An 18,003-nucleotide genomic window follows, 5' to 3' on the forward strand; every position below is an offset into this window, starting at 1 on the left:
CCCCTGAGGAGATGCAGTGCAGAAATTTCCCATGACCGCGAGCGGGCTCGTGGCCCTCGAAGACGAATTGCGGAACCTGAAGGCCGTTGAGCGTCCAGCGATCATCCGCGCCATCGCCGAGGCGCGCGCCCATGGCGACCTCTCCGAGAACGCCGAATATCACGCCGCGCGCGAGCGCCAATCCTTCATCGAAGGCCGCATCGCCGAGCTGGAGGAGATCACCTCCGCCGCCGAAGTGATCGACCCGACCGCGCTCTCCGGCGACACCGTGAAATTCGGCGCCACCATCCTGCTGGTGGATGAGGATACCGATGCCGAGGTGTCCTACCAGATCGTCGGCGTGCATGAGGCCGATATCAAGCAGGCCCGCCTCTCCGTCACCTCGCCGCTGGCGAAAGCGTTGATTTCCAAGCGCGTCGGCGACACCGTGGCGGTGCCCGCCCCGGGCGGCGACCGCTCCTACGAAATCCTGAAAATCAGCTACGTCTGAGATGATCACGTACGACGATGTCCTGGCCGCCGCCGCGCGGATCCAGGGGGCGGTGCTGCGCTCGCCCTTCCTGCGCATGGATGGGCTCTCCCGCCTGACCGGGGCGGAGTTGTATGTGAAGCTGGACCATCTGCAGGCCACCGGCGCCTTCAAGGAGCGCGGCGCCGCCAACCGCATCGCGCTGCTCACCGAGGCGGAGCGCCAGCGCGGCGTGGTGGCGATGTCGGCCGGCAACCATGCCCAGGCGGTGGCCCGCCACGCGGCCCTGGCCGGCATCAAGGCCACCATCGTGATGCCCCGCCACACCCCGGCCACCAAGGTCACCCGCACCGCCAGCTGGGGCGCGCATGTGGTGCTGCACGGGGAAAATCTGGCCGAAGCCGCCGCCGAGGCGCGCCGGCTGGAAGCCGAAGAGGGGCTGTTCTTCATCCACCCCTATGACGACCCCGCGGTGATGGCTGGCCAGGGCACCATGGCGCTGGAAATGCTGCAGGACGTGCCGGATCTGGACGCCATCGTCGTCGCCACCGGCGGCGGCGGACTGGTCGCCGGCTCCGTCACCGTCGCCCGGCATCTGCGCCCTGAATGCCAGGTCTACGGCGTCGAAGTCGAGCATTACGCCGCCTTCGCCCAGGCGCTGGCGGGCCAGGAGATCAAGGTTGGCGGCCCGACCATCGCCGAGGGCATCGCCGTGCGCGATATCGGCCAACGCCCGCTGGCGGTGCTGAAGGCGCTGCAGGTGCCGGTGCTGGTCGTCTCCGAACATGCGGTGGAGAGCGCCATCGACAGTTTCGCGGAAAACGCCAAGCAGGTCACCGAAGGGGCGGGCGCCGTCGGCCTCGCCGCGGTGATGAGCTTCCCCGAGCATTTCCGCGGCAAGAAGGTCGGCATCTCGATCTGCGGCGCGAATATCGACCCGCGCATCCTGGCCAACACGCTGATGCGCTGCCTGCTGCGCGATGGCCGGCTGCTGCGCCTGGTGCTGGAGATGCCGGACCGGCCCGGCATGCTGGCCGAGGTCTCGCGCCGCATCGGCGATCTCGGCGGGAATATCCTGGAAGTCGCGCATCACCGCCTGTTCTCCAGCCCTTCGGTGCAGGATGCGCAGCTGGAAGTGATGATCGAGGCGCGGGACGCGGCGCATGGCGAGGCGATCGAGGCGTCGCTGGCGGAGCTGTTCGTGCTGCGGCGGCTGTAACAGATAATATCACGATGCCGGCGGGGGCTCTGCAAAGACGCCTCCGCCCGCAGCGGGGGTTTTGGCCGGCCTTATTTAACGCCGTCCAAATGATAGACGATTTTCGATTGCATCGTGCCGGTCTGCGACCCGATTTTGAAGTTGGTAACCGCACCAACCCTGATCCCGAGCACCAGATTTCCCGCCTTCACCACCGAATAATTGGTGCCGTCATAGGTCACAACGGTGCCACCACCCAGGATTGGCACCAGCTGATGGCCTGCTGATTTCGCGACGAATTTCTCGATATAGGCGTTCGTCTCCTGAAAGCCTTTGAGGTCGACAAAGAAGACAGTACTCTTCGGGGGCTTATTCGCCCCGAACAGATCATCTTTGCGACGCTCAGGTCCGGCCACACTCTTCACCTTCGTCGCGGGGCCCTTCCGCCGGTTATTGTAAACATCCAGCGCCAGTGACTTCAGGGTTTGTTCATCGGGTAGGGTTTGCGGAAAAACCCGCACATGCTTTTCCAAGAACGTGTTCTTGTCAGCAAACGTCCCTGTCAAAACCTTGTGGGTTCCGTCATAGCTGGCATCGGGATTATTGGTGTTTTCATTGTTACGCCAAAGAACAGCCACGGCTTGTCTCTCCGCAATTTGAAGGCTTGTTTCAGACCGTCACCAACACGGCAGACGGCACCTCATTACGAAGAGACATAGCCAGAGTGGCGTCATTACGGAAGCAAAAAATCAACCTCGAATTGCACTCCTCTGACGCACAACGTCTTACCTCTCAGGCGCCTTGAACGGCAGCGGCACGCGGTTGCGGGCCTGGCGCTCGATCATCCAGCCGGGATATTCCGGCGGCAGCGCGCTCACCTCGGCCAGCTTGTCCAGCTCATGTTCGGTCAGCATCAGATCGGCCGCCGCGAGATTATCCTCCAGCTGCTGGGTGTTCTTGGCGCCGATGATCACGCTGGTCACATGTTTCTGCGCCAGCAGCCAGGCCAAAGCCACCCGCGCGACCGAGACCGCATTCGCATCGCCGATCTCGCGCATCACCTCGATGCAACGATCCGCCCGGTCCTTATCCACCGGCGGGAAATCGAAGGAGAGCCGGCGGGAATCATTTTCCTTCTCGCCCCCGGGCCCGTATTTGCCCGAAAGATAGCCCCCCGCCAGCGGCGACCAGACCATCAGCCCCAGCCCTTCCTCATTCAGCAGCGGCACGATCTCGCGCTCCAGATCCCGCCCGGCGATGGAATAATAAGCCTGCAGCGTCTCGAACCGCGCAAAGCCGCGCCGCTCCGAAATCCCCAACGCCTTGGCGATCTTCCAGGCGGACCAGTTGGACACGCCGACATAGCGCACCAGCCCTTGGGCGACCAGATCATCCAGCGCGCGCAGCGTCTCCTCGATCGGGGTGATCGGGTCATTGGCGTGGATCTGGTAGAGATCGAGATAATCCAGCTGCAGCCGCTCCAGGCTCTGCTTCACCCCGTCCATGATATGCCCGCGCGATGCCCCGCGCTCATTCACGCCAGGCCCCATCTCGCCATAGACCTTGCTGGCAATCACCACATCCGAACGCTTGGTGCCGAGATTTTTCAAAGCCTGCCCGAGCAGACGCTCGGATTCGCCAAAGGAATAGACATCCGCCGTGTCGATGAAATTGACCCCGGCCGACAACGCGGTGCCGACGATGCCATCCACCTCCTCCTGGCGCAGCGCGCCGATGGCCTTCCAGAACCCGGCATTCTCATTGCCGCCGAACGTCATGGTGCCGAGGCAGATTTCAGACACGTAAAGGCCAGTGCGGCCCAGCTGCTTGTATTTCATCCGGTTAATCTCCTGAACGGCGGGCATATGGGGAGGCGGAGGTGCTTGCGCAACCAGCCAGCTCAGCGCGGCGAACATACCGCTTGGGTTACGCCCCCGGCCTGCCGGACGCTGCTGCCTCAAGCTTTCAGCGCAGGGCGGCAGCTTTTGTTTTAGCACGCAATATCACGTGTTTATCTTAAAACTGGCGCGTCACCCTGAACGCGCTCTAACGCGGCCCGCGCCGCAGCTCCGAGATGATCCCGTGCAGCGTGTTCAGCTCCTGCTTCGTCACCTCGCCGCGGGTGAAGAAATGCCGCAGATTGCGCACCATGCCGGGGCGCTTCTGCTCATTGCGCAAAAACCCCACCTCATCGCAGGCGCGCACCAGATGCGCCATGAAATTATCCAGCTCGCCTTTGGTCGCCGGCGCGGTCTCATTCACCTGCAGCTCACGCGGCGGCTGTTCCGGGCTTCGCGCCAGCCACCATTCATAGCCCATCACCATCACCGCCTGGGCGAGGTTGAGGGACATGAAATCCGGGTTGAGATCATAGCGAATCAGGCTGTCCGCATGGGCGATGTCGTCATTATCCAGCCCGGTGCGCTCCGGCCCGAACAAGATGCCGGCCTTCAGCCCCCGCGCCCCGATGGCGACGATCTCATTCGCCCCGCCGCGCGCGGTCAGCACCGGCTTGATGATATGGCGCGGGCGCGGACAGGTGGCGAAGACACGGTGCAGATCCGCCACCGCCTCCCCCACGCTCTCAAACACCTGCGCATTGTCCAGAATCCGGTGCGCGCCGGAGCCGGTGATCCAGGCGCGCGGCAGCGGCCAGCCATCGCGCGGGGCGACGATGCGCAGATGAAACAGCCCACCATTGCCCATCGCCCGCGCCACCGCGCCGATATTCTCGGCCATCTGCGGGCGCACCAGAATCACCACCGGCGAAGGCTCGATCGGGCTCAGCTCCGCCCCGCCGCTGCGCCCGGTCATCAGGCCTTCCTGAGCGTGTAGGTGTTCTTCGGCCCGTCCTCGATGATCACGCCATGTTCGCTCAGCAACAGATCGCGGATGCGGTCGGATTCAGCGAAATCCTTGGCGATGCGCGCCAGCACGCGCTGCGCCACCAGCCCCTCGATGGCGCTTTCATCGATGCCGCCACGGAACCATTCATCCGGGCTCAGCGCGAACAGCCCGAGCAGCTCGCCCGCCGCCTTCAACGCCACCGCGCCGACTTCATTCCCGGCAAAGGCCAGATCCGCATATTTATGCAACGCGGCGATGGCGCCTGGCGTGTTCAAATCATCCAGCAGCGCGTCCCAGACCAGATGCAACGGCACTTTGCGCTCGCGGGCGTTCGGGTGGAGCTGGATGGCGCGGTAGAACCGGTCCAGCTCCTTGCGCGCTTCGGCCAGCGCCGCGTCGGAGAAATCCAGCGTCGAGCGATAATGGCTGCGCATCAGCAAAAACCGGATCGCCTCGCCGGGGGCCTTTTCCAGCACCTCATGCAGGACGAGGAAATTGCCGAGCGACTTGCTCATCTTCTCGCCATTCACCAGCAGCATGCGGTTATGCACCCACACATTGGCAAACTGCGAGCCAGGAAAAGCGCAGCAGCTCTGCGCGATTTCGTTCTCATGGTGCGGGAAGATCAGATCATCGCCGCCGCCATGAATGTCGAAATTTTCCCCCAGATGCTTCCAGCTCATCGCCGAGCATTCAATATGCCAGCCCGGCCGGCCAAAACCCCACGGGCTCTCCCAGCCCGGCAGATCCGGGGTGGAGGGCTTCCAGAGCACGAAATCTCCGGCATCGCGCTTATAGGTGGCGACATCCACCCGGGCACCTGCAATCAGCTCATCGGGCGTGCGGCCGGAGAATTTGCCGTAATTCAGGTCGGAGGCGACGGAGAACAGTACATGCCCATCCGCCTCATAAGCATGGCCATTCTGGATCAGCTTCTCGATGATCATGATGATCTCGGCCATGTGTTCCGTCGCACGCGGCTCGATATCGGGGGGCAGCGCGTTCAACGCCGCCATATCCTGATGATACCAGCGGATCGGCCCTTCGGTGACTTCGGCGATCGACACACCCCGCTCCTTGGCGCGGAGATTGATCTTGTCGTCCACGTCCGTGATGTTCCGGACATAGGTCACCTTGGGGTACATCCGGCGCAGCAGCCGGATCAGCACGTCGAAAATGACCACATTGCGGGCATTGCCGATATGGGCGCGGTCATAGACCGTCGGGCCGCACAGATAGGCCCGCACATTCGCCGGGTCGATCGGCATGAAGGGCTCTTTGGCGCGCGTGCGGGTATTATAGAGGCTGAGATGCGACATGATACGGCTCTTTTGGAGGGTTTTGCCGCCAAATCAAGCCGCATTGATTTTTTCTCGCTCGGGGTCTCTGATGGCGGCCATGGAAAACATCCTGCACGCGGTGGATGCCGCCCTGCCCGCCTCGCTGGAGCGGCTATTCGCCTTCCTGCGTATCCCCTCCATCAGCGCCCAGCCGGCCCATGCCGGAGATTGCCGCAAAGCCGCCGAATGGGCGCGCGACACGCTGGCCGGCATGGGGTTCGAGGCCAGGCTTTCAGAGACCAAAGGCCATCCCGGCGTCATCGCCCAGAATTTTTCCGCCGGCCCCAACGCGCCGCATGTGCTGTTCTATGGCCATTACGACGTGCAGCCCGCCGACCCGCTGGAGCTGTGGAATTCTGACCCGTTCGACCCGCAACTGATCGAAGGCCCGCGCGGCCCGCGCATCGTGGCGCGGGGTGCTGTGGATGATAAGGGCCAGGTGGTCAGCTTCCTGGAAGCCGTGCGCGCGCATCTCGCGGTGAACGGCAAGCTGCCGGTGCGCCTGACCGTGCTGCTGGAAGGCGAGGAGGAAAATGGCAGCCCCTCTCTGGCCGAGTTGCTGACCAATGAGCGCGATAATCTGCGCGCCGATTTCGTGCTGGTCGCCGACACCAATATGTGGAATTTCGAAACCCCCGCCATCACCGCCAGCCTGCGCGGCCTGGCGGCGATCGATGTGCGGCTGCACGGCCCCGCGCGGGATCTGCATTCCGGCCTGTTCGGCGGCATCGCCCTGAACCCGATCTTCGCCCTCACCCATATTCTGGGCCAGTTGAAGGACGATCAGGGCCGCATCCAGCTGCCGGGCTTCTACGACAATATCGCCCCCGTCTCCGCCACGCAGGAAGCCGCCTGGGCCGGGCTTGGCTTCGATGCAAACGCTTTTCTCGGTGATGTCGGGCTGCACCAGCCGGCGGGCGAGGCCGACCAAATCCCCCTGGCCCAGCTCTGGGCCCGGCCGACTGCGGAGCTGAACGGCATCTATGGCGGCTATCAGGGCGATGGCAGCAAAACGGTGATCCCCGCCCACGCCACCGCCAAACTGACCTTCCGCCTGGTCGCCGGACAGGACCCGGTGAAGGTTCTCGACGCTTTCGAGCGTTTCGTCACGGACCGCCTGCCGAAAGATGCACGGGCGGAGTTCACCCGTGGCGGCGCCGCCCCCGGCTACAGCCTGGCCCCGAACGCCCCCTTCCTGAAAGCCGCCCAGGCGGCGCTGCAGGCCGAATATGGCACCCAACCCGCCCTGATCGGCTCCGGCGCCTCGATCCCGGTGGTGGAGGCTTTCAAAACCATCCTCGGGCTGGACACGCTGCTCGCCGGCTTCGGGCTGGACGATGATTGCATCCATTCCCCAAACGAGAAATTCGAGCTGGCCTGCTTCCATCGCGGCACCCGCGCCCATGCCAGGCTGCTCGCCGCCTTCGCCGGCTAGAGCATCAAGCTTTTAGCTTGATGCTCTAGCGTTTGTTTTAGCGAGCAATTTCATGTGTTTATTTTGACGCTGGCGCGTCAACCTAAACACATATTGCTCTAAACGGATCTCGCACCTGCCCTGAAGCCGTTCTGCCCCAAGGCGCGAGCGGCTTCAGTTCAGCCGGATCGCATCCTCGATGATCTCGATGCCGCCCGGCACAACCAAGGCGGCATCGAAGCGCATCGCCTCCCGCGCCCACGCAGGGTTGTTCGCCAAAGCAATCGAGGCCGCCTGGAGCAGGCGCGCCTGCTGGCGGGCGGAGAGCGCGTAAGCCGCCTCGGACAGGCTGGGCCGCGCCTTCACCTCGACAAAGATCAGACAGCCCGCATCCGCAGCGACGATATCGATCTCGCCCCCCGCCGTCTTCAGCCGCATGGCCAAAATCTCATAGCCCCGCCGGCGCAACATCGCCGCAACCTCTTCCTCCGCCCGCCGCCCTTGCGTTTCGGCCGCGCAGCGTCGCGCGCGCCCGCGCGTATAGGCAGGAAAAACCGGAACAAGCGGGCTAATCTGGTCTGTCTGCAGTCTCATATCCGCAGTACACCACAAATTAATTAATTTTTTCCCAATTTCCGCAACCTCAAGGTTGCCGCCACGTCCCGCGCGGCTGCCGGGCGAACTGTTCCGCCATGGCGATACCCAGCGCCAGCAGCACCGGCCCCAAAAAGATACCCAGCGCGCCGAAAGCCAGCGCGCCGCCGAGCACGCCGATCAACGTGACCGCATAAGGCAGCGCCGCGCCACGGGCTATCAGCCAGGGCCGCAGCACGGAATCCGCCCCGCCGACAACGACGAAACAATAAACCGCCAGCAAAATCCCCGCGACCGGATGCCCGGCCGCGATCATGTACAGGCAAAGCGGCACATAGACGAGCACCGCCCCGGCCGGGACGATCGAGATCAGCCCCGCGAACACCGCCAGCACCAGCGCCTGCGGGGCGCGCGCCACCTCGAACCCGATCGCGTATAATACCCCCTGAAACGCCGCCGTGCCCAGAATGCCGAACACCACGCCGCGCACCGTCGCCGCCACCAGCGTGATCAACTCGGTCAGCATCACCGGCTCGATCACCCGCACCAGCACCAGCCGGATCCGCTCGATCATCTGCGCGCCGGAGACAAAAAACAGAAAGGTGAACAGCAGCGCCACCACGGTTTCCACGAGCCCATGGGTGACATGAAACAACAGCTGGATCCCGGTATGCGCCACCGTGCCGATCACCGGCCGCGCGGAGCTGACCACCCCGCCGAGATCGTTCGCGGAATTATTCCAGAAATCCGCCAGAAAACCGCCGATCACCGGAATTTTCTGCATGAAGGGCGGCGCCGGCGGCAGACCGTTCTGCAGGGCATCCGCCACCCAACCCTGGCTGACACGCGCCTCTTTCGCCGCCACCATGGCCAGATGCACCAGCGGCACCAGCAGCAGCACCGCCACCACCAGCGTAATCAACCCTGCCGCGAGAACCGGCCTGACATACGCGCAGCCTTTCGTATAGATCGGCCAAAGGCAGAAGACCAGGATCCCCGCCCACAGCATTGCCGGCAGAAAAGGCAGCAAGATCAAGGCACAGCCAAGCCCCAGCGCAATCGCCAGGGCAAGCAGGATCAGCCGGTCGGGTCTCATGGGATCTGTGTGCCGGGCTTCCGGAAAACGCGCAAGCCTGCGGGAACTGGGACGAATCTCACCGCCAAAAAAGCGTCTTCACATTTCGGAATTTGTACCGGTTAGGAAAATATCTGCTACTTGGTCTTGATTTATGAGATTTTTTCCAGGAAGTTGGGAAGGTACAACGCCTGGTGGGGATGGCACGTCATGATGCGTTTCAATGAAATCGGCCAGCAATTGCGGGCCTATCGAATGGAATCCGGCCTGAAGGCGGAAGAGATTTCCGCCCGGCTCGGCGTCTCCCGCGCCGCCCTCTACCGCTATGAAAAGGGCGAGGTCATCAAGCTGGATACCGTCAACCGTCTGGCGGAATTGCTGAAAATCTCACCGCTGACACTGCTTGGCATCGGTGTCGAATATTATTCCAAGCCGGTTGGCTATACCGAGCGCCTGCGCCAGATCGAGGAAACCGCCGACCAGATCCTGCAGGTCTTCGGCGCGGTCTGCTACCTGATCACCTCCGATCATTTCGATGCGATTCTCTCCCAGATGCTGGACGAGCACGCCGAATCGATGGGCGCCGACAAGCACGCCGCCCGCGCCGCCGCCGAGCAGCTGGTGGGCGTGCTAATCGCCCGCAAGCAGATGTATCAGGCCCGCAAACCCTCGATCATCGGCATTTTCACCACCGCGGCGATCCAGAAATTCCTGGCCGAAGGCATCGCCCCGGCGGCGCGCGTCTCGGACCGGCTGCGCGTGCTGGCGCGCGAGGCGGCGATCCGGGAGATGGAGCTGATGGCCAATCTGATGGAAAGCGAGCCGATCGGCCTGCAGCTCGGGCTGATGGCGCAGGGCGAACCGAATGGCCCGTTCGTGCTGCTGCGCTCGCGTGAGCGCGCCTCGCTCGCGATCAACCCGTTTCCGGCGGACGCGCCGCCCAACCTGCAATCGGGTGTCGCGATGATCACCAGCGCCGAGGATGCCGTGGCCGCGCATCAGCGCGTCTCCGAACTGACCTGGCGCGAGGCGGTGAAAGGCGCGACCGCGGCCGCCCGGGTGCGTGAGCTGATCGCCGCGGTGCGCGGCTGATGAGCCCGCTGCTGCGGCCGGCGGCGCTGCTGGCCGCGCTGGGCCAGCCCGGTCTCGCCATTCTGGACGCGACCTATTTCCTGCCGAATGAAGGCCAGGACGGGGAAGCGAATTTCCGCCAGGCGCATCTCCCCGGCGCGCGGTTTTTCGATATCGACGCGGTGGCCGATCATACTTCCGGCCTGCCGCATATGCTCCCCTCACCCGCGGATTTCGCCGCGGCGATGCAGGATCTGGGGATCAGCAACACCACCCGGATCATCGTCTATGACCAGCGCGGCATTTTCTCGGCGCCGCGTTTGTGGTGGATGCTGCGCGTCTTCGGCCATGACAATGTGCAGGTGCTGGATGGCGGGCTGCCGGGCTGGATCGCCGCCGGCGGCATCACCGAAACCGGCGAACCCGGCCCGGCCCTGGCCGGCCAGTTCACCCCGGCCTTCCGGCCGGAGATGGTGCGCAGCCTCGCCGATATGCGCGAAAATCTCGACACCAAAGCGGCCCTGATGCTCGATGCCCGGGCCGGGGCGCGCTTTCGCGCCGAGGTGCCGGAGCCCCGCGCGGGCATGCGCAGCGGCCATATCCCCGGCGCGCGCTCCTTGCCTTTTAACGATCTGCTGGAAAACGGCCATTACCGCGCCCCGGCGGCGTTGCGCGAGATTTTCGCCAAAGCCGGGGTGGACGGCACCAAACCGCTCATCGCCTCCTGCGGCTCGGGGGTGACCGCCTGCGTGCTGGCCCTCGGGCTGGTGCAGGCGGGGCTGCCGGAAGCGGCGATCTATGACGGCTCCTGGTCCGAATGGGGCGCGCGCTCCGACACGCCGATCGAGGTCTGAATGGCACGCAAGATCGAAACCGCCCTGGTTCAGGCCGGCCGCGCCCCGGTGCGCCAATATGGCTTCGTCAACCCGCCGCTGAAGCGCGGCTCCACCGTGCTGCATGAGAGCATCGCGGCGAAAAAGGAGGTCGGCCAGCGCGCCGCCTTCGAGCCGGTGGAAAATTACGGGGTGATGGGCAGCGACACGCATTTCGCCCTGGAAGCCGCCCTGGCCGAGATCGAGGGTGGCAGCCGCGCCCAGGTCACCGCCAGCGGCCTCTCCGCCATCACCGTGCCGCTGCTGGCTTATCTGAAAACCGGCGAACATATTCTGGTGCCGGATTCCGTCTATGGCCCCACCCGCAGCTTCTGCGATTCGCTGCTGAAGCGCTTCGGGGTGGACACTACTTATTACGACCCGATGATCGCCCCGGCGGCGCTGGAGGCATTGTTCCAGCCCAACACCAAAGTGCTGTTCACCGAAAGCCCCGGCAGCCACACTTTCGAGGTGCAGGACATCCCGGCTTTGGCCAAGGTCGCACATGCGCACGGCGCCAAGGTGTTTCTCGACAATACCTGGGGACTGCTGCATTTCGCGCCGTTCGCGCATGGGGTGGATGTCTCCATCCACGCCCTGACCAAATATGTCGGCGGCCATTCGGACATTATTCTTGGCGGCGTGGTGGTGAATAGCGAGGAGGATTGGCGCTGGCTGCGTCTGGGTTCGCTGGAGCTCGGCAATTACGCCAGCCCGGATGATTGCTGGCTGGCGCTGCGCGGCCTGCGCACGCTGCATGTGCGGCTGAAGGCGGCGGAGAAGGCCGGGCTGGAGGTCGCCAACTGGTTCGCCGCGCGCCCGGAAGTGGCGCGGGTGCTGCATCCGGCCCTGCCCTCCTGCCCCGGCCATGAGATTTTCAAACGCGACTTCACCGGCGCCTGCGGCCTGTTCGGCGTGGTCTTCCAGCCCGAATTCTCCGCCGAGGATGTGGTGCGGATGATCGATGCGCTGCAAATGTTCGGCATCGGCGCCAGCTGGGGCGGGTTTGAGAGCCTGGTGCTGCCCACCACCGGCACCATCCGCCGCTCCGCCGGCACGGGCAGGTTCGAGGGCGAGGCGGCGCGCTTCCAGATCGGGCTGGAGAGCGTCGAGGAGCTGATCGCCGATCTCGAACAAGGGCTGGCGGCGCTCAAGGCGCCATGAGCCCGCTGCCGCCCCTGCTGTCAGTGTTTCTCGGCACGGCGGGGCTGGCCTTTATCATCGGGCTGGAGCTGCACGCCTATCGCCGGCGCGGCGCCGGGGCGCTGCCGCCGGAAGCCGAAGGCTTCGGCACCACCCGCACCATCACCCTCATCGCGGTGCTGGGCTTCGTGCTCTGGGTCATCGCCCCGGTGGCGCCGTTCTGTGTCGGGCTGGCGGTGCTGGGGCTGGCGCTGCTGCTGGATTACCGCAAACGCGTGCAGGGCGGCGATGGCTCGCTGGTGCCCAGCGTGGTCGGGCTCATCGCCTACAGCCTGGGGCCGCTGGCGCTCACCGCCCCCTTGGCGCTGCTGGCCGCGCTTGCCGTGCTGGTGCTGCTGGCGCTGGGCGAGCAGGCGCGCATCCGCCGCTTCTCGGACGCTTTCCCGCCCGAAGAAGGCGTCACGCTGGCGAAATTCCTGGTGCTGGCCGGGCTGATCTACCCGCTGCTGCCGGCGACCGACCTGCCTTATCTGCCCGGCATCGGCTGGACCAAGATCTGGATGGCGGTGCTGGTGATCTCCGGCATCTCTTATCTCGGCTATCTGGCGCATCGTTATCTGGTGCCGCGCGCCGGCACGCTGCTCACCGGTCTGCTGGGCGGGCTCTATTCCTCCACCGCCGCCACGCTGGTGCTGGCACGCGGGCTGCGCGCCGCGCCGCAGGATGCCGGCTTCGCCCCCGCCGCCGTCATCCTCGCCACCGCGATGATGTATGCGCGGCTGCTGGCCTTGATCGCGCTGCTCGGCCATGTGCGGGCGGCCCTCGCGCTGGCGCTGCCGTTTGGCGGGCTGTTTCTGGCCTCGCTGGCGCTGGCCGGGGGGCTGGCCTGGCGGGCGCGCGGTGCCAGCACGCAACCACACCCAACGGTGAGCGCCAACCCGCTGGATCTGCCGGTGGCGTTTCTCTTCGCCGGGCTGTTCGTGCTGTTCGCCTTCATCACCCAGCTGGTTACCACGCGCTTCGGCGCGTCGGGGCTGCATGTGCTGAGCTTCGCGGTCGGGTTTTCGGATATCGACCCGTTCATCCTGTCGCTGCTGGACGGCAAATTCGCGGTCAGCCCACAGGCGGTGACGGCGGCCATCTTGATTGCCAGCGCCAGCAATAATTTGCTGAAGGCGGCCTACGCGCTGGGGTTTTCCCGCCACCGCGCGATGCTGCCCGCCGCTCTGTGGCTGTGCGCGGCGGCGGCGATCTCGTTTGGGATCGCTTTGTTATAATCGGTTTGGGGTTTTGGCACCGTTATTGCCACCGCCCCGAACGTTTGTGGGAACTTTTTGAAAAAAGTTCCCACACCCTCAAAAACGTTTAGATCACCACTTCCCCATGCCAGACCTGCGGCGGCTTCTCGAAGCAGGCGCTGACATTGGCCCGCCACTGGGTGAACGCCGCCGTCGCCCGGAACGCCTCATGCGCCGCCACGCTCTCCCACTGCACCAGCAGCACGAAGCGTGTCGGCTCTTCCACCAGCCGCTGCACGCTCATGCCATGGCAACCCTTCGCCGCCAAAAAGAGCGGCTTGCTCTTTTCGGCACCCGCGATGAAATCCTGCTCCATCCCGGGCTTGACCAGAATATCCGCGAATTCAGTGACCATCTCTCAACCCCCCACCGTCTTCGCGCGCTGCTCACCCAGCCCTTCCACGCCCAGCCGCAGGCTCTGGCCCGGCCGCAGGAAGATCGGGTTGGGTTTCTGGCCCATCCCCACGCCCGCCGGGGTGCCGGTGGCGATGATGTCGCCCGGATACAGCGTGATGAACTGCGAGACGTAGGACACCAGCGTCTTCACCCCGAAGATCATGTTCGCGGTGGTGCCGTCCTGCATCATCCGCCCATCCACCTCGCAGAACAGCTTCAGCATCTGCGGGTCCGCGACCTCATCCTTGGTCACCAGCCAGGGGCCGACCGGGCCGAAATGATCCGCCCCCTTGCCCTTGTCCCAGCTGCCGCCGCGCTCGACCTGCCAATGCCGCTCGCTGACATCATTCACCACCGCATAGCCGGCGACATAATCCAGCGCCGCATCCTCGGAAACGCGCGACGCCTTGGCGCCGATCACCACCCCCAGCTCCACCTCCCAATCGGTCTTTTCGGACCCGGGCGGGATGATCACATCATCATACGGCCCGCAAAAAGCGGAGAGGGATTTCAGGAACACGATCGGCTCCTTCGGCGCCTTGGCGCCGGTCTCAGCGGCATGATCGGCATAATTCAGCCCGATACAGACAAAATTCCGCGGCCGCGGAATACAGGCGCCGATGCGGTGCTCCGCCTTCAGAATCGGCAGCGTTTCCGGCTCCAATTTCTGCAATTGCGCCAGCCAGTCTAGCGTCATCTCCTCGCCGGTGACATGGATCAGCGCGTCCTCCAACGTGCGGATCTGCCCCTGCCCGTCGAGAATGCCCCATTTCTCCTGGCCTTCATCCCCATAGCGCAGCAATTTCATGCGTTCATCCTTTCTTTCAGCCGTCGGCGTTCAACACAAAGCTGGGTGGCGAACATGCGGCGTGTCAAGCCAGCTGTTTCATACTACCGATGCATGAGCAAATCTGGAGGGGTCGCCAAAACCATGCCGTTGTTCATTCTTCACGCCAAGGACCGCCCGGATGCCCTGCAGCTCCGGCTCGACCATTACGCTGCCCACCGGGCTTTCCTGGAGGAGCAGGACGAAATCGGCAAGGTCAGCGTCATCATGTCCGGCCCGCTGCAGACCGATGATGGCGAGCAGATGATCGGCTCGCTGCTGCTGCTGGAGGCGGAGAACCGCGAGGCGATCGACAAATTCGTGCAGGATGACCCGTTCACCCGCGAAAATGTGTGGGGCGAGGTGAGCGTGACCCGCTTTTATCGCCGCCGCTCCCCGGGCCGGGACCTGCCAATGCCCTGAGGTAGGTCTGCATTATAGTTCATTAAAAAAGGCCGGTCTCTTTAAGAGACCGGCCTTTAGCATCTGATTCGATGCCTACGTTTCTTGGCTCCCTAAACTTGGCGGCTGGCATTGACTGCCCCGTTCGACAACCTGCTCCATTTCGGAACATTTTGATGACGGTTATGTGCCACGGCGGCATTCATGGCGGAAAAAAGGCAGGCTGACAACCCCTGAGATGCTGTTTTTTGCAGGATAACAGCGTTAACAAGAATTTTCTTTCATGCCGCCTTCCGGTTGCAAATCAGCCCAACAATGCGCGCAAAGCCTGCACCGCCGCGCGCACCTCCTCGGCCGCCTGGGTGGTGGCGCCGGCCTCGGTCACACCCAGCCCGTCGGCAAACGCATTGGCGTAGCCGGCGCGGTTGGCCAGCGCCACCGGCAACAGGGTCAGCCGCCGTGCCGCAATCTCCGCTTCCAGCCGCTTGCGCAGTTTCGAGGCGGCGGGGGCGCGGTTGAACAAAAGTGCAGCCGGGCGCCGCTCCTCGGCCGCCAGCTTCAGCGTCCCCTCCGCCGCCCAGAGATCGGGCGGGGCCGGGTTCATCGGCACCAGCACCAGGTCCGCGCCGCGAATCGCCCGCCTGGCATCGCTGTCGATCACCGGCGGGGTATCCACCAGCACGTAATCATGGGTGGATTTCAGCTTTTCCAGCTCATTCGCCAGCCGCCAGCCGGACACCGCGATCACCTCCAGCGCCGGGCTCGCCTTCGCCGCGCCCTCGCGCAGCCGGCCCCAGGCGGTCAGGCTGCCTTGCGGGTCGATATCCAGCAGCGCCACCCGCCCCTGCTCGGCCAGGGCGGCGCCGAACTGCGCCGCGATCATGGTCTTGCCCGCACCGCCTTTTTGCTGTGCAACCGCGATAATCTGTCCCATCTAAAGCCTCCTGCCTCAGGTGGAGTAAATGGCATATTCGTTTGAACGGCCAGAGAATTTTGCGGGTGCGTTGCTGACCCCGACGGAGATGGGCGCGGCCGACGCCCGGGCTGGAAACGGCGCGGCGCTGATGCAGGCGGCCGGACGGGCGGTGGCGCGCGCCATTTTGCAGCGCATCCGCCCCACCCGCACGCTGGTACTGGCCGGGCCGGGCAAGAATGGCGGCGATGGCCATGTCGCCGCCGCCTATCTGGCGCGGGCCGGCTGGCATGTGCGCGTCAAATCCCCCGGCGCGGCGACGCTGGACGATGTCGCCCGCGCCGGGCTGGTCATCGATGCCTTGTTCGGCGCCGGGCTGTCGCGCGATCTTGATGGGCACTGCGCCGCCCTGCTGCGCGCCGCGAAGCGGCTGGTCGCCATCGACGTGCCCTCCGGGCTGGACGGCGCCACCGGCCAGGTCCGCGGCTTCGCCCCGCGGGCCGAATTCACCGTCACCTTCGTGCGCAAGAAGCCCGGCCATCTGCTCTATCCGGGGCGCGGCCTGTGCGGGGAGGTGCTGCTGCGCGATATCGGCATGCCCGACTCCATCATTGCCGGCCTCGCGCCGCGCTGCTGGGAGAACAGCCCGGCCCTGTTCACCCTGCCGCCGCGCGCGCCCACCGGCCATAAATATGGCAGCGGCGATGTCACCATCCTCTCCGGCAGCCTGCCGGGCGCGGCGCGGCTGGCGGCGATGGCGGCGCGCCGGGCCGGGGCCGGCATGGTCAGCATCTCAGCGCCCGATGCCGCCGCCCTGCCCGAAGCCGGCATCATGCTGCGGCGCGAGCCTTTGGCAGAGCTGTTACAGGATCAGCGCCGGCAAAACTGGGTGGTCGGGCCGGGGCTTGGCATCGATGCCGCCGGCCCGGCCCTGGCAGAGCTGCTGGCGGCGGGGGGCAGGCGCATCGTCGCGGATGCGGACGCCCTCACCGCCTGCGCCGGAGCGCCGGAACGGCTGCACGGTGTTACCGTCATCACCCCGCATGAGGGCGAGTTCACCCGCCTGTTCGGCCCCATCGGCCCCGACAGGCTGAGCGCCGCCCGCGCCGCCGCCGCGCGCATCGGCGCGGTCGTGGTGCTGAAAGGGCCGGATACGATCATCGCCGCCCCGGAGGGCGAGGCCGTCATCAACGCCAACGCCCCGCCTTGGCTCGCCACCGGCGGCACCGGCGACGTGCTGGCCGGGCTGATCGCCGCCCTGCTGGCGCGCGGCATGGCCCCCTTCGCCGCCGCCTGCGCCGGGGTCTGGCTGCATGGCGCGGCCGCCACCAAAATCGGGCCGGGCCTGCTGGCGGAGGATCTGCCAGACCAGCTCGGCAAGCTGGCACAAAGATGATTTCTCACTCGGCGCCGCGCCCATTGGCAAAGGCTGAGCCAGCAAGCCGCGAGACCCAAAACAGGTCAGCGCCAACGACATAATCTCGCCGCAATGGAGAAAAATTTTATCACAAAACCCGTATTTCCTGGCCTGGAATTGCCCTTTTCCACCCCAATAATCCTTTCATCGAAAGGAGACGCAGTCATGCGCTTTAGCAAAACTCTCATTTCCGGCGTCGCCGCGCTGGCTCTGCTGGCGGCCCCGGCTTTGGCCCAGCCCGACCATGGCGGCCCCGATGGCGGCCCGCCGCATGGCGCCCCGCAAGGCGACAATCACGGCGGTCCGCAAGGTGGCAATCACGGCGGTCCGCAGGGTAGCGACCATGGCGGACCGCAGGGCGGCCAGCATAACGGGTCCAGCTTCTTCGGCCTGCAGGGCCAGACTCATGGCGCCCCGCAAGGCGAGGATCACCGCCCGCCAGGCGCCGAGCCGCATGGCGGCCCGCCATACCACCACGGCCCCAGCGGCCCGGACGGTCACTGGGCGCGGGGCGACCATTTCAACGGCTCGCGCCGGGTGGTCCCGCATGAGGAGTGGGACCGCTACCATCTGCACCGGCCGCCGCCGGGCTATGAGTGGGTGAATTATAACGGCCAGTTCCTGATGATCGCGATCAGCAGCGGCATCATCGCCAGCATCGTCGCCGGCTCAGCCTACTAGTCGTGGATACTGCCATAACCCCGCCCGCAAGGGCGGGGTTATGCATT

Annotated in this window: 19 protein-coding genes; 10 read left to right on the forward strand and 9 right to left on the reverse strand. The window is 65.1% G+C overall.

What is annotated here, in order from left to right:
- Nucleotides 1–16 precede the first annotated feature (16 nt).
- Nucleotides 17–490: a transcription elongation factor GreA gene (gene greA / locus ACZ46S_RS07045; protein ID WP_295739823.1), complete on the forward strand. Its 474-nt coding sequence runs from the start codon at nucleotides 17–19 to the stop codon at nucleotides 488–490.
- A 1-nt stretch (nucleotide 491) separates the two neighbouring features.
- Complete coding sequence (locus ACZ46S_RS07050; protein WP_464063909.1) at nucleotides 492–1,688, forward strand: threonine ammonia-lyase; 1,197 nt, start codon at nucleotides 492–494, stop codon at nucleotides 1,686–1,688.
- A gap of 71 nt (nucleotides 1,689–1,759) precedes the next feature.
- Here the strand turns inward: ACZ46S_RS07050 and ACZ46S_RS07055 are convergent, their stop codons facing one another.
- The 4 genes from ACZ46S_RS07055 to cysS form a co-directional block, all read right to left on the reverse strand.
- Entirely contained in the window at nucleotides 1,760–2,305 is a 546-nt protein-coding gene (locus ACZ46S_RS07055) for a hypothetical protein (protein WP_464063910.1), read from the reverse strand.
- Between the two features lie 147 nt (nucleotides 2,306–2,452).
- The gene (locus ACZ46S_RS07060) at nucleotides 2,453–3,505 is read right to left on the reverse strand and encodes an aldo/keto reductase (RefSeq protein WP_464063911.1); all 1,053 of its coding nucleotides are present in this window, start codon (nucleotides 3,503–3,505) and stop codon (nucleotides 2,453–2,455) included.
- A gap of 208 nt (nucleotides 3,506–3,713) precedes the next feature.
- Nucleotides 3,714–4,481, reverse strand: a complete 768-nt coding sequence (locus ACZ46S_RS07065; RefSeq protein WP_464063912.1) for an RNA methyltransferase — start codon at nucleotides 4,479–4,481, stop codon at nucleotides 3,714–3,716.
- A complete protein-coding gene (cysS, locus tag ACZ46S_RS07070; protein ID WP_464063913.1) occupies nucleotides 4,481–5,833 on the reverse strand; it encodes a cysteine--tRNA ligase in 1,353 nt (450 codons plus the stop codon). Before cysS ends, ACZ46S_RS07065 begins: the two co-directional genes overlap by 1 nt.
- 79 nt (nucleotides 5,834–5,912) lie before the next feature.
- Here cysS and ACZ46S_RS07075 point away from each other — a divergent pair, with 79 nt between their 5' ends.
- The gene (locus tag ACZ46S_RS07075) at nucleotides 5,913–7,289 is read left to right on the forward strand and encodes a dipeptidase (protein ID WP_464064269.1); all 1,377 of its coding nucleotides are present in this window, start codon (nucleotides 5,913–5,915) and stop codon (nucleotides 7,287–7,289) included.
- A 153-nt stretch (nucleotides 7,290–7,442) separates the two neighbouring features.
- Here ACZ46S_RS07075 and ACZ46S_RS07080 read toward each other — a convergent pair whose 3' ends face one another.
- Together ACZ46S_RS07080 and ACZ46S_RS07085 are read right to left on the reverse strand one after the other, a co-directional pair.
- Nucleotides 7,443–7,862, reverse strand: coding sequence for a YraN family protein (locus tag ACZ46S_RS07080; protein WP_464063914.1), 420 nt, complete (start codon nucleotides 7,860–7,862; stop codon nucleotides 7,443–7,445).
- A 49-nt stretch (nucleotides 7,863–7,911) separates the two neighbouring features.
- Nucleotides 7,912–8,958: an AI-2E family transporter gene (locus ACZ46S_RS07085; RefSeq protein WP_464063915.1), complete on the reverse strand. Its 1,047-nt coding sequence runs from the start codon at nucleotides 8,956–8,958 to the stop codon at nucleotides 7,912–7,914.
- Nucleotides 8,959–9,147: 189 nt separating this feature from the next.
- On the opposite strand from ACZ46S_RS07085, the gene ACZ46S_RS07090 reads away from it, so the two are divergent.
- From ACZ46S_RS07090 to ACZ46S_RS07105, 4 genes are read left to right on the forward strand one after another with little or no spacing between them, the layout of a single operon-like run.
- Nucleotides 9,148–10,029, forward strand: a complete 882-nt coding sequence (locus tag ACZ46S_RS07090; RefSeq protein ID WP_295739843.1) for a helix-turn-helix domain-containing protein — start codon at nucleotides 9,148–9,150, stop codon at nucleotides 10,027–10,029.
- Nucleotides 10,029–10,862, forward strand: a complete 834-nt coding sequence (gene sseA, locus ACZ46S_RS07095; protein ID WP_464063916.1) for a 3-mercaptopyruvate sulfurtransferase — start codon at nucleotides 10,029–10,031, stop codon at nucleotides 10,860–10,862. Before ACZ46S_RS07090 ends, sseA begins: the two co-directional genes overlap by 1 nt.
- Nucleotides 10,863–12,044 carry a cystathionine beta-lyase gene (gene metC, locus ACZ46S_RS07100; protein ID WP_464063917.1) on the forward strand — a complete coding sequence of 394 codons (1,182 nt, stop codon included), beginning with the start codon at nucleotides 10,863–10,865 and terminating at the stop codon, nucleotides 12,042–12,044.
- A complete protein-coding gene (locus tag ACZ46S_RS07105) occupies nucleotides 12,041–13,300 on the forward strand; it encodes an MgtC/SapB family protein (protein ID WP_295739852.1) in 1,260 nt (419 codons plus the stop codon). Before metC ends, ACZ46S_RS07105 begins: the two co-directional genes overlap by 4 nt.
- Nucleotides 13,301–13,388: 88 nt before the next feature.
- Here ACZ46S_RS07105 and ACZ46S_RS07110 read toward each other — a convergent pair whose 3' ends face one another.
- Together ACZ46S_RS07110 and ACZ46S_RS07115 are read right to left on the reverse strand one after the other, a co-directional pair.
- Nucleotides 13,389–13,676 (reverse strand): antibiotic biosynthesis monooxygenase family protein, encoded by a 288-nt coding sequence (locus tag ACZ46S_RS07110; RefSeq protein ID WP_295739855.1) that lies wholly within the window; start codon nucleotides 13,674–13,676, stop codon nucleotides 13,389–13,391.
- A 3-nt stretch (nucleotides 13,677–13,679) separates the two neighbouring features.
- Nucleotides 13,680–14,525 carry a fumarylacetoacetate hydrolase family protein gene (locus tag ACZ46S_RS07115; protein WP_464063918.1) on the reverse strand — a complete coding sequence of 282 codons (846 nt, stop codon included), beginning with the start codon at nucleotides 14,523–14,525 and terminating at the stop codon, nucleotides 13,680–13,682.
- Between the two features lie 123 nt (nucleotides 14,526–14,648).
- On the opposite strand from ACZ46S_RS07115, the gene ACZ46S_RS07120 reads away from it, so the two are divergent.
- Entirely contained in the window at nucleotides 14,649–14,966 is a 318-nt protein-coding gene (locus ACZ46S_RS07120; RefSeq protein ID WP_464063919.1) for a YciI family protein, read from the forward strand.
- 283 nt (nucleotides 14,967–15,249) lie between these two features.
- Here the strand turns inward: ACZ46S_RS07120 and parA are convergent, their stop codons facing one another.
- Nucleotides 15,250–15,879: a ParA family partition ATPase gene (parA, locus tag ACZ46S_RS07125; RefSeq protein WP_464063920.1), complete on the reverse strand. Its 630-nt coding sequence runs from the start codon at nucleotides 15,877–15,879 to the stop codon at nucleotides 15,250–15,252.
- A gap of 28 nt (nucleotides 15,880–15,907) precedes the next feature.
- Between parA and ACZ46S_RS07130 the strand changes: the two genes are divergently transcribed.
- Nucleotides 15,908–17,254 (forward strand): NAD(P)H-hydrate dehydratase, encoded by a 1,347-nt coding sequence (locus ACZ46S_RS07130; RefSeq protein ID WP_464063921.1) that lies wholly within the window; start codon nucleotides 15,908–15,910, stop codon nucleotides 17,252–17,254.
- Nucleotides 17,255–17,440: 186 nt separating this feature from the next.
- Nucleotides 17,441–17,956 carry an RcnB family protein gene (locus tag ACZ46S_RS07135; RefSeq protein ID WP_464063922.1) on the forward strand — a complete coding sequence of 172 codons (516 nt, stop codon included), beginning with the start codon at nucleotides 17,441–17,443 and terminating at the stop codon, nucleotides 17,954–17,956.
- Nucleotides 17,957–18,003: the final 47 nt, after the last annotated feature.

Source organism: Acidocella aluminiidurans (assembly GCF_055383125.1).

Excerpts from the sequence above, each read along its gene's own strand:
- ACZ46S_RS07135 (WP_464063922.1), top strand. The coding sequence starts at position 17,441 with ATGCGCTTTAGCAAAACTCTCATTTCCGGCGTCGCCGCGCTGGCTCTG.
- metC (WP_464063917.1), top strand. The coding sequence starts at position 10,863 with ATGGCACGCAAGATCGAAACCGCCCTGGTTCAGGCCGGCCGCGCCCCG.
- sseA (WP_464063916.1), top strand. The coding sequence starts at position 10,029 with ATGAGCCCGCTGCTGCGGCCGGCGGCGCTGCTGGCCGCGCTGGGCCAG.
- ACZ46S_RS07105 (WP_295739852.1), top strand. The coding sequence starts at position 12,041 with ATGAGCCCGCTGCCGCCCCTGCTGTCAGTGTTTCTCGGCACGGCGGGG.
- ACZ46S_RS07065 (WP_464063912.1), bottom strand. The coding sequence starts at position 4,481 with ATGACCGGGCGCAGCGGCGGGGCGGAGCTGAGCCCGATCGAGCCTTCG.
- ACZ46S_RS07060 (WP_464063911.1), bottom strand. The coding sequence starts at position 3,505 with ATGAAATACAAGCAGCTGGGCCGCACTGGCCTTTACGTGTCTGAAATC.
- cysS (WP_464063913.1), bottom strand. The coding sequence starts at position 5,833 with ATGTCGCATCTCAGCCTCTATAATACCCGCACGCGCGCCAAAGAGCCC.
- parA (WP_464063920.1), bottom strand. The coding sequence starts at position 15,879 with ATGGGACAGATTATCGCGGTTGCACAGCAAAAAGGCGGTGCGGGCAAG.
- ACZ46S_RS07110 (WP_295739855.1), bottom strand. The coding sequence starts at position 13,676 with ATGGTCACTGAATTCGCGGATATTCTGGTCAAGCCCGGGATGGAGCAG.
- ACZ46S_RS07080 (WP_464063914.1), bottom strand. The coding sequence starts at position 7,862 with ATGAGACTGCAGACAGACCAGATTAGCCCGCTTGTTCCGGTTTTTCCT.
- ACZ46S_RS07115 (WP_464063918.1), bottom strand. The coding sequence starts at position 14,525 with ATGAAATTGCTGCGCTATGGGGATGAAGGCCAGGAGAAATGGGGCATT.
- ACZ46S_RS07120 (WP_464063919.1), top strand. The coding sequence starts at position 14,649 with ATGCCGTTGTTCATTCTTCACGCCAAGGACCGCCCGGATGCCCTGCAG.
- ACZ46S_RS07050 (WP_464063909.1), top strand. The coding sequence starts at position 492 with ATGATCACGTACGACGATGTCCTGGCCGCCGCCGCGCGGATCCAGGGG.
- ACZ46S_RS07130 (WP_464063921.1), top strand. The coding sequence starts at position 15,908 with ATGGCATATTCGTTTGAACGGCCAGAGAATTTTGCGGGTGCGTTGCTG.
- ACZ46S_RS07090 (WP_295739843.1), top strand. The coding sequence starts at position 9,148 with ATGATGCGTTTCAATGAAATCGGCCAGCAATTGCGGGCCTATCGAATG.
- ACZ46S_RS07075 (WP_464064269.1), top strand. The coding sequence starts at position 5,913 with ATGGAAAACATCCTGCACGCGGTGGATGCCGCCCTGCCCGCCTCGCTG.
- ACZ46S_RS07085 (WP_464063915.1), bottom strand. The coding sequence starts at position 8,958 with ATGAGACCCGACCGGCTGATCCTGCTTGCCCTGGCGATTGCGCTGGGG.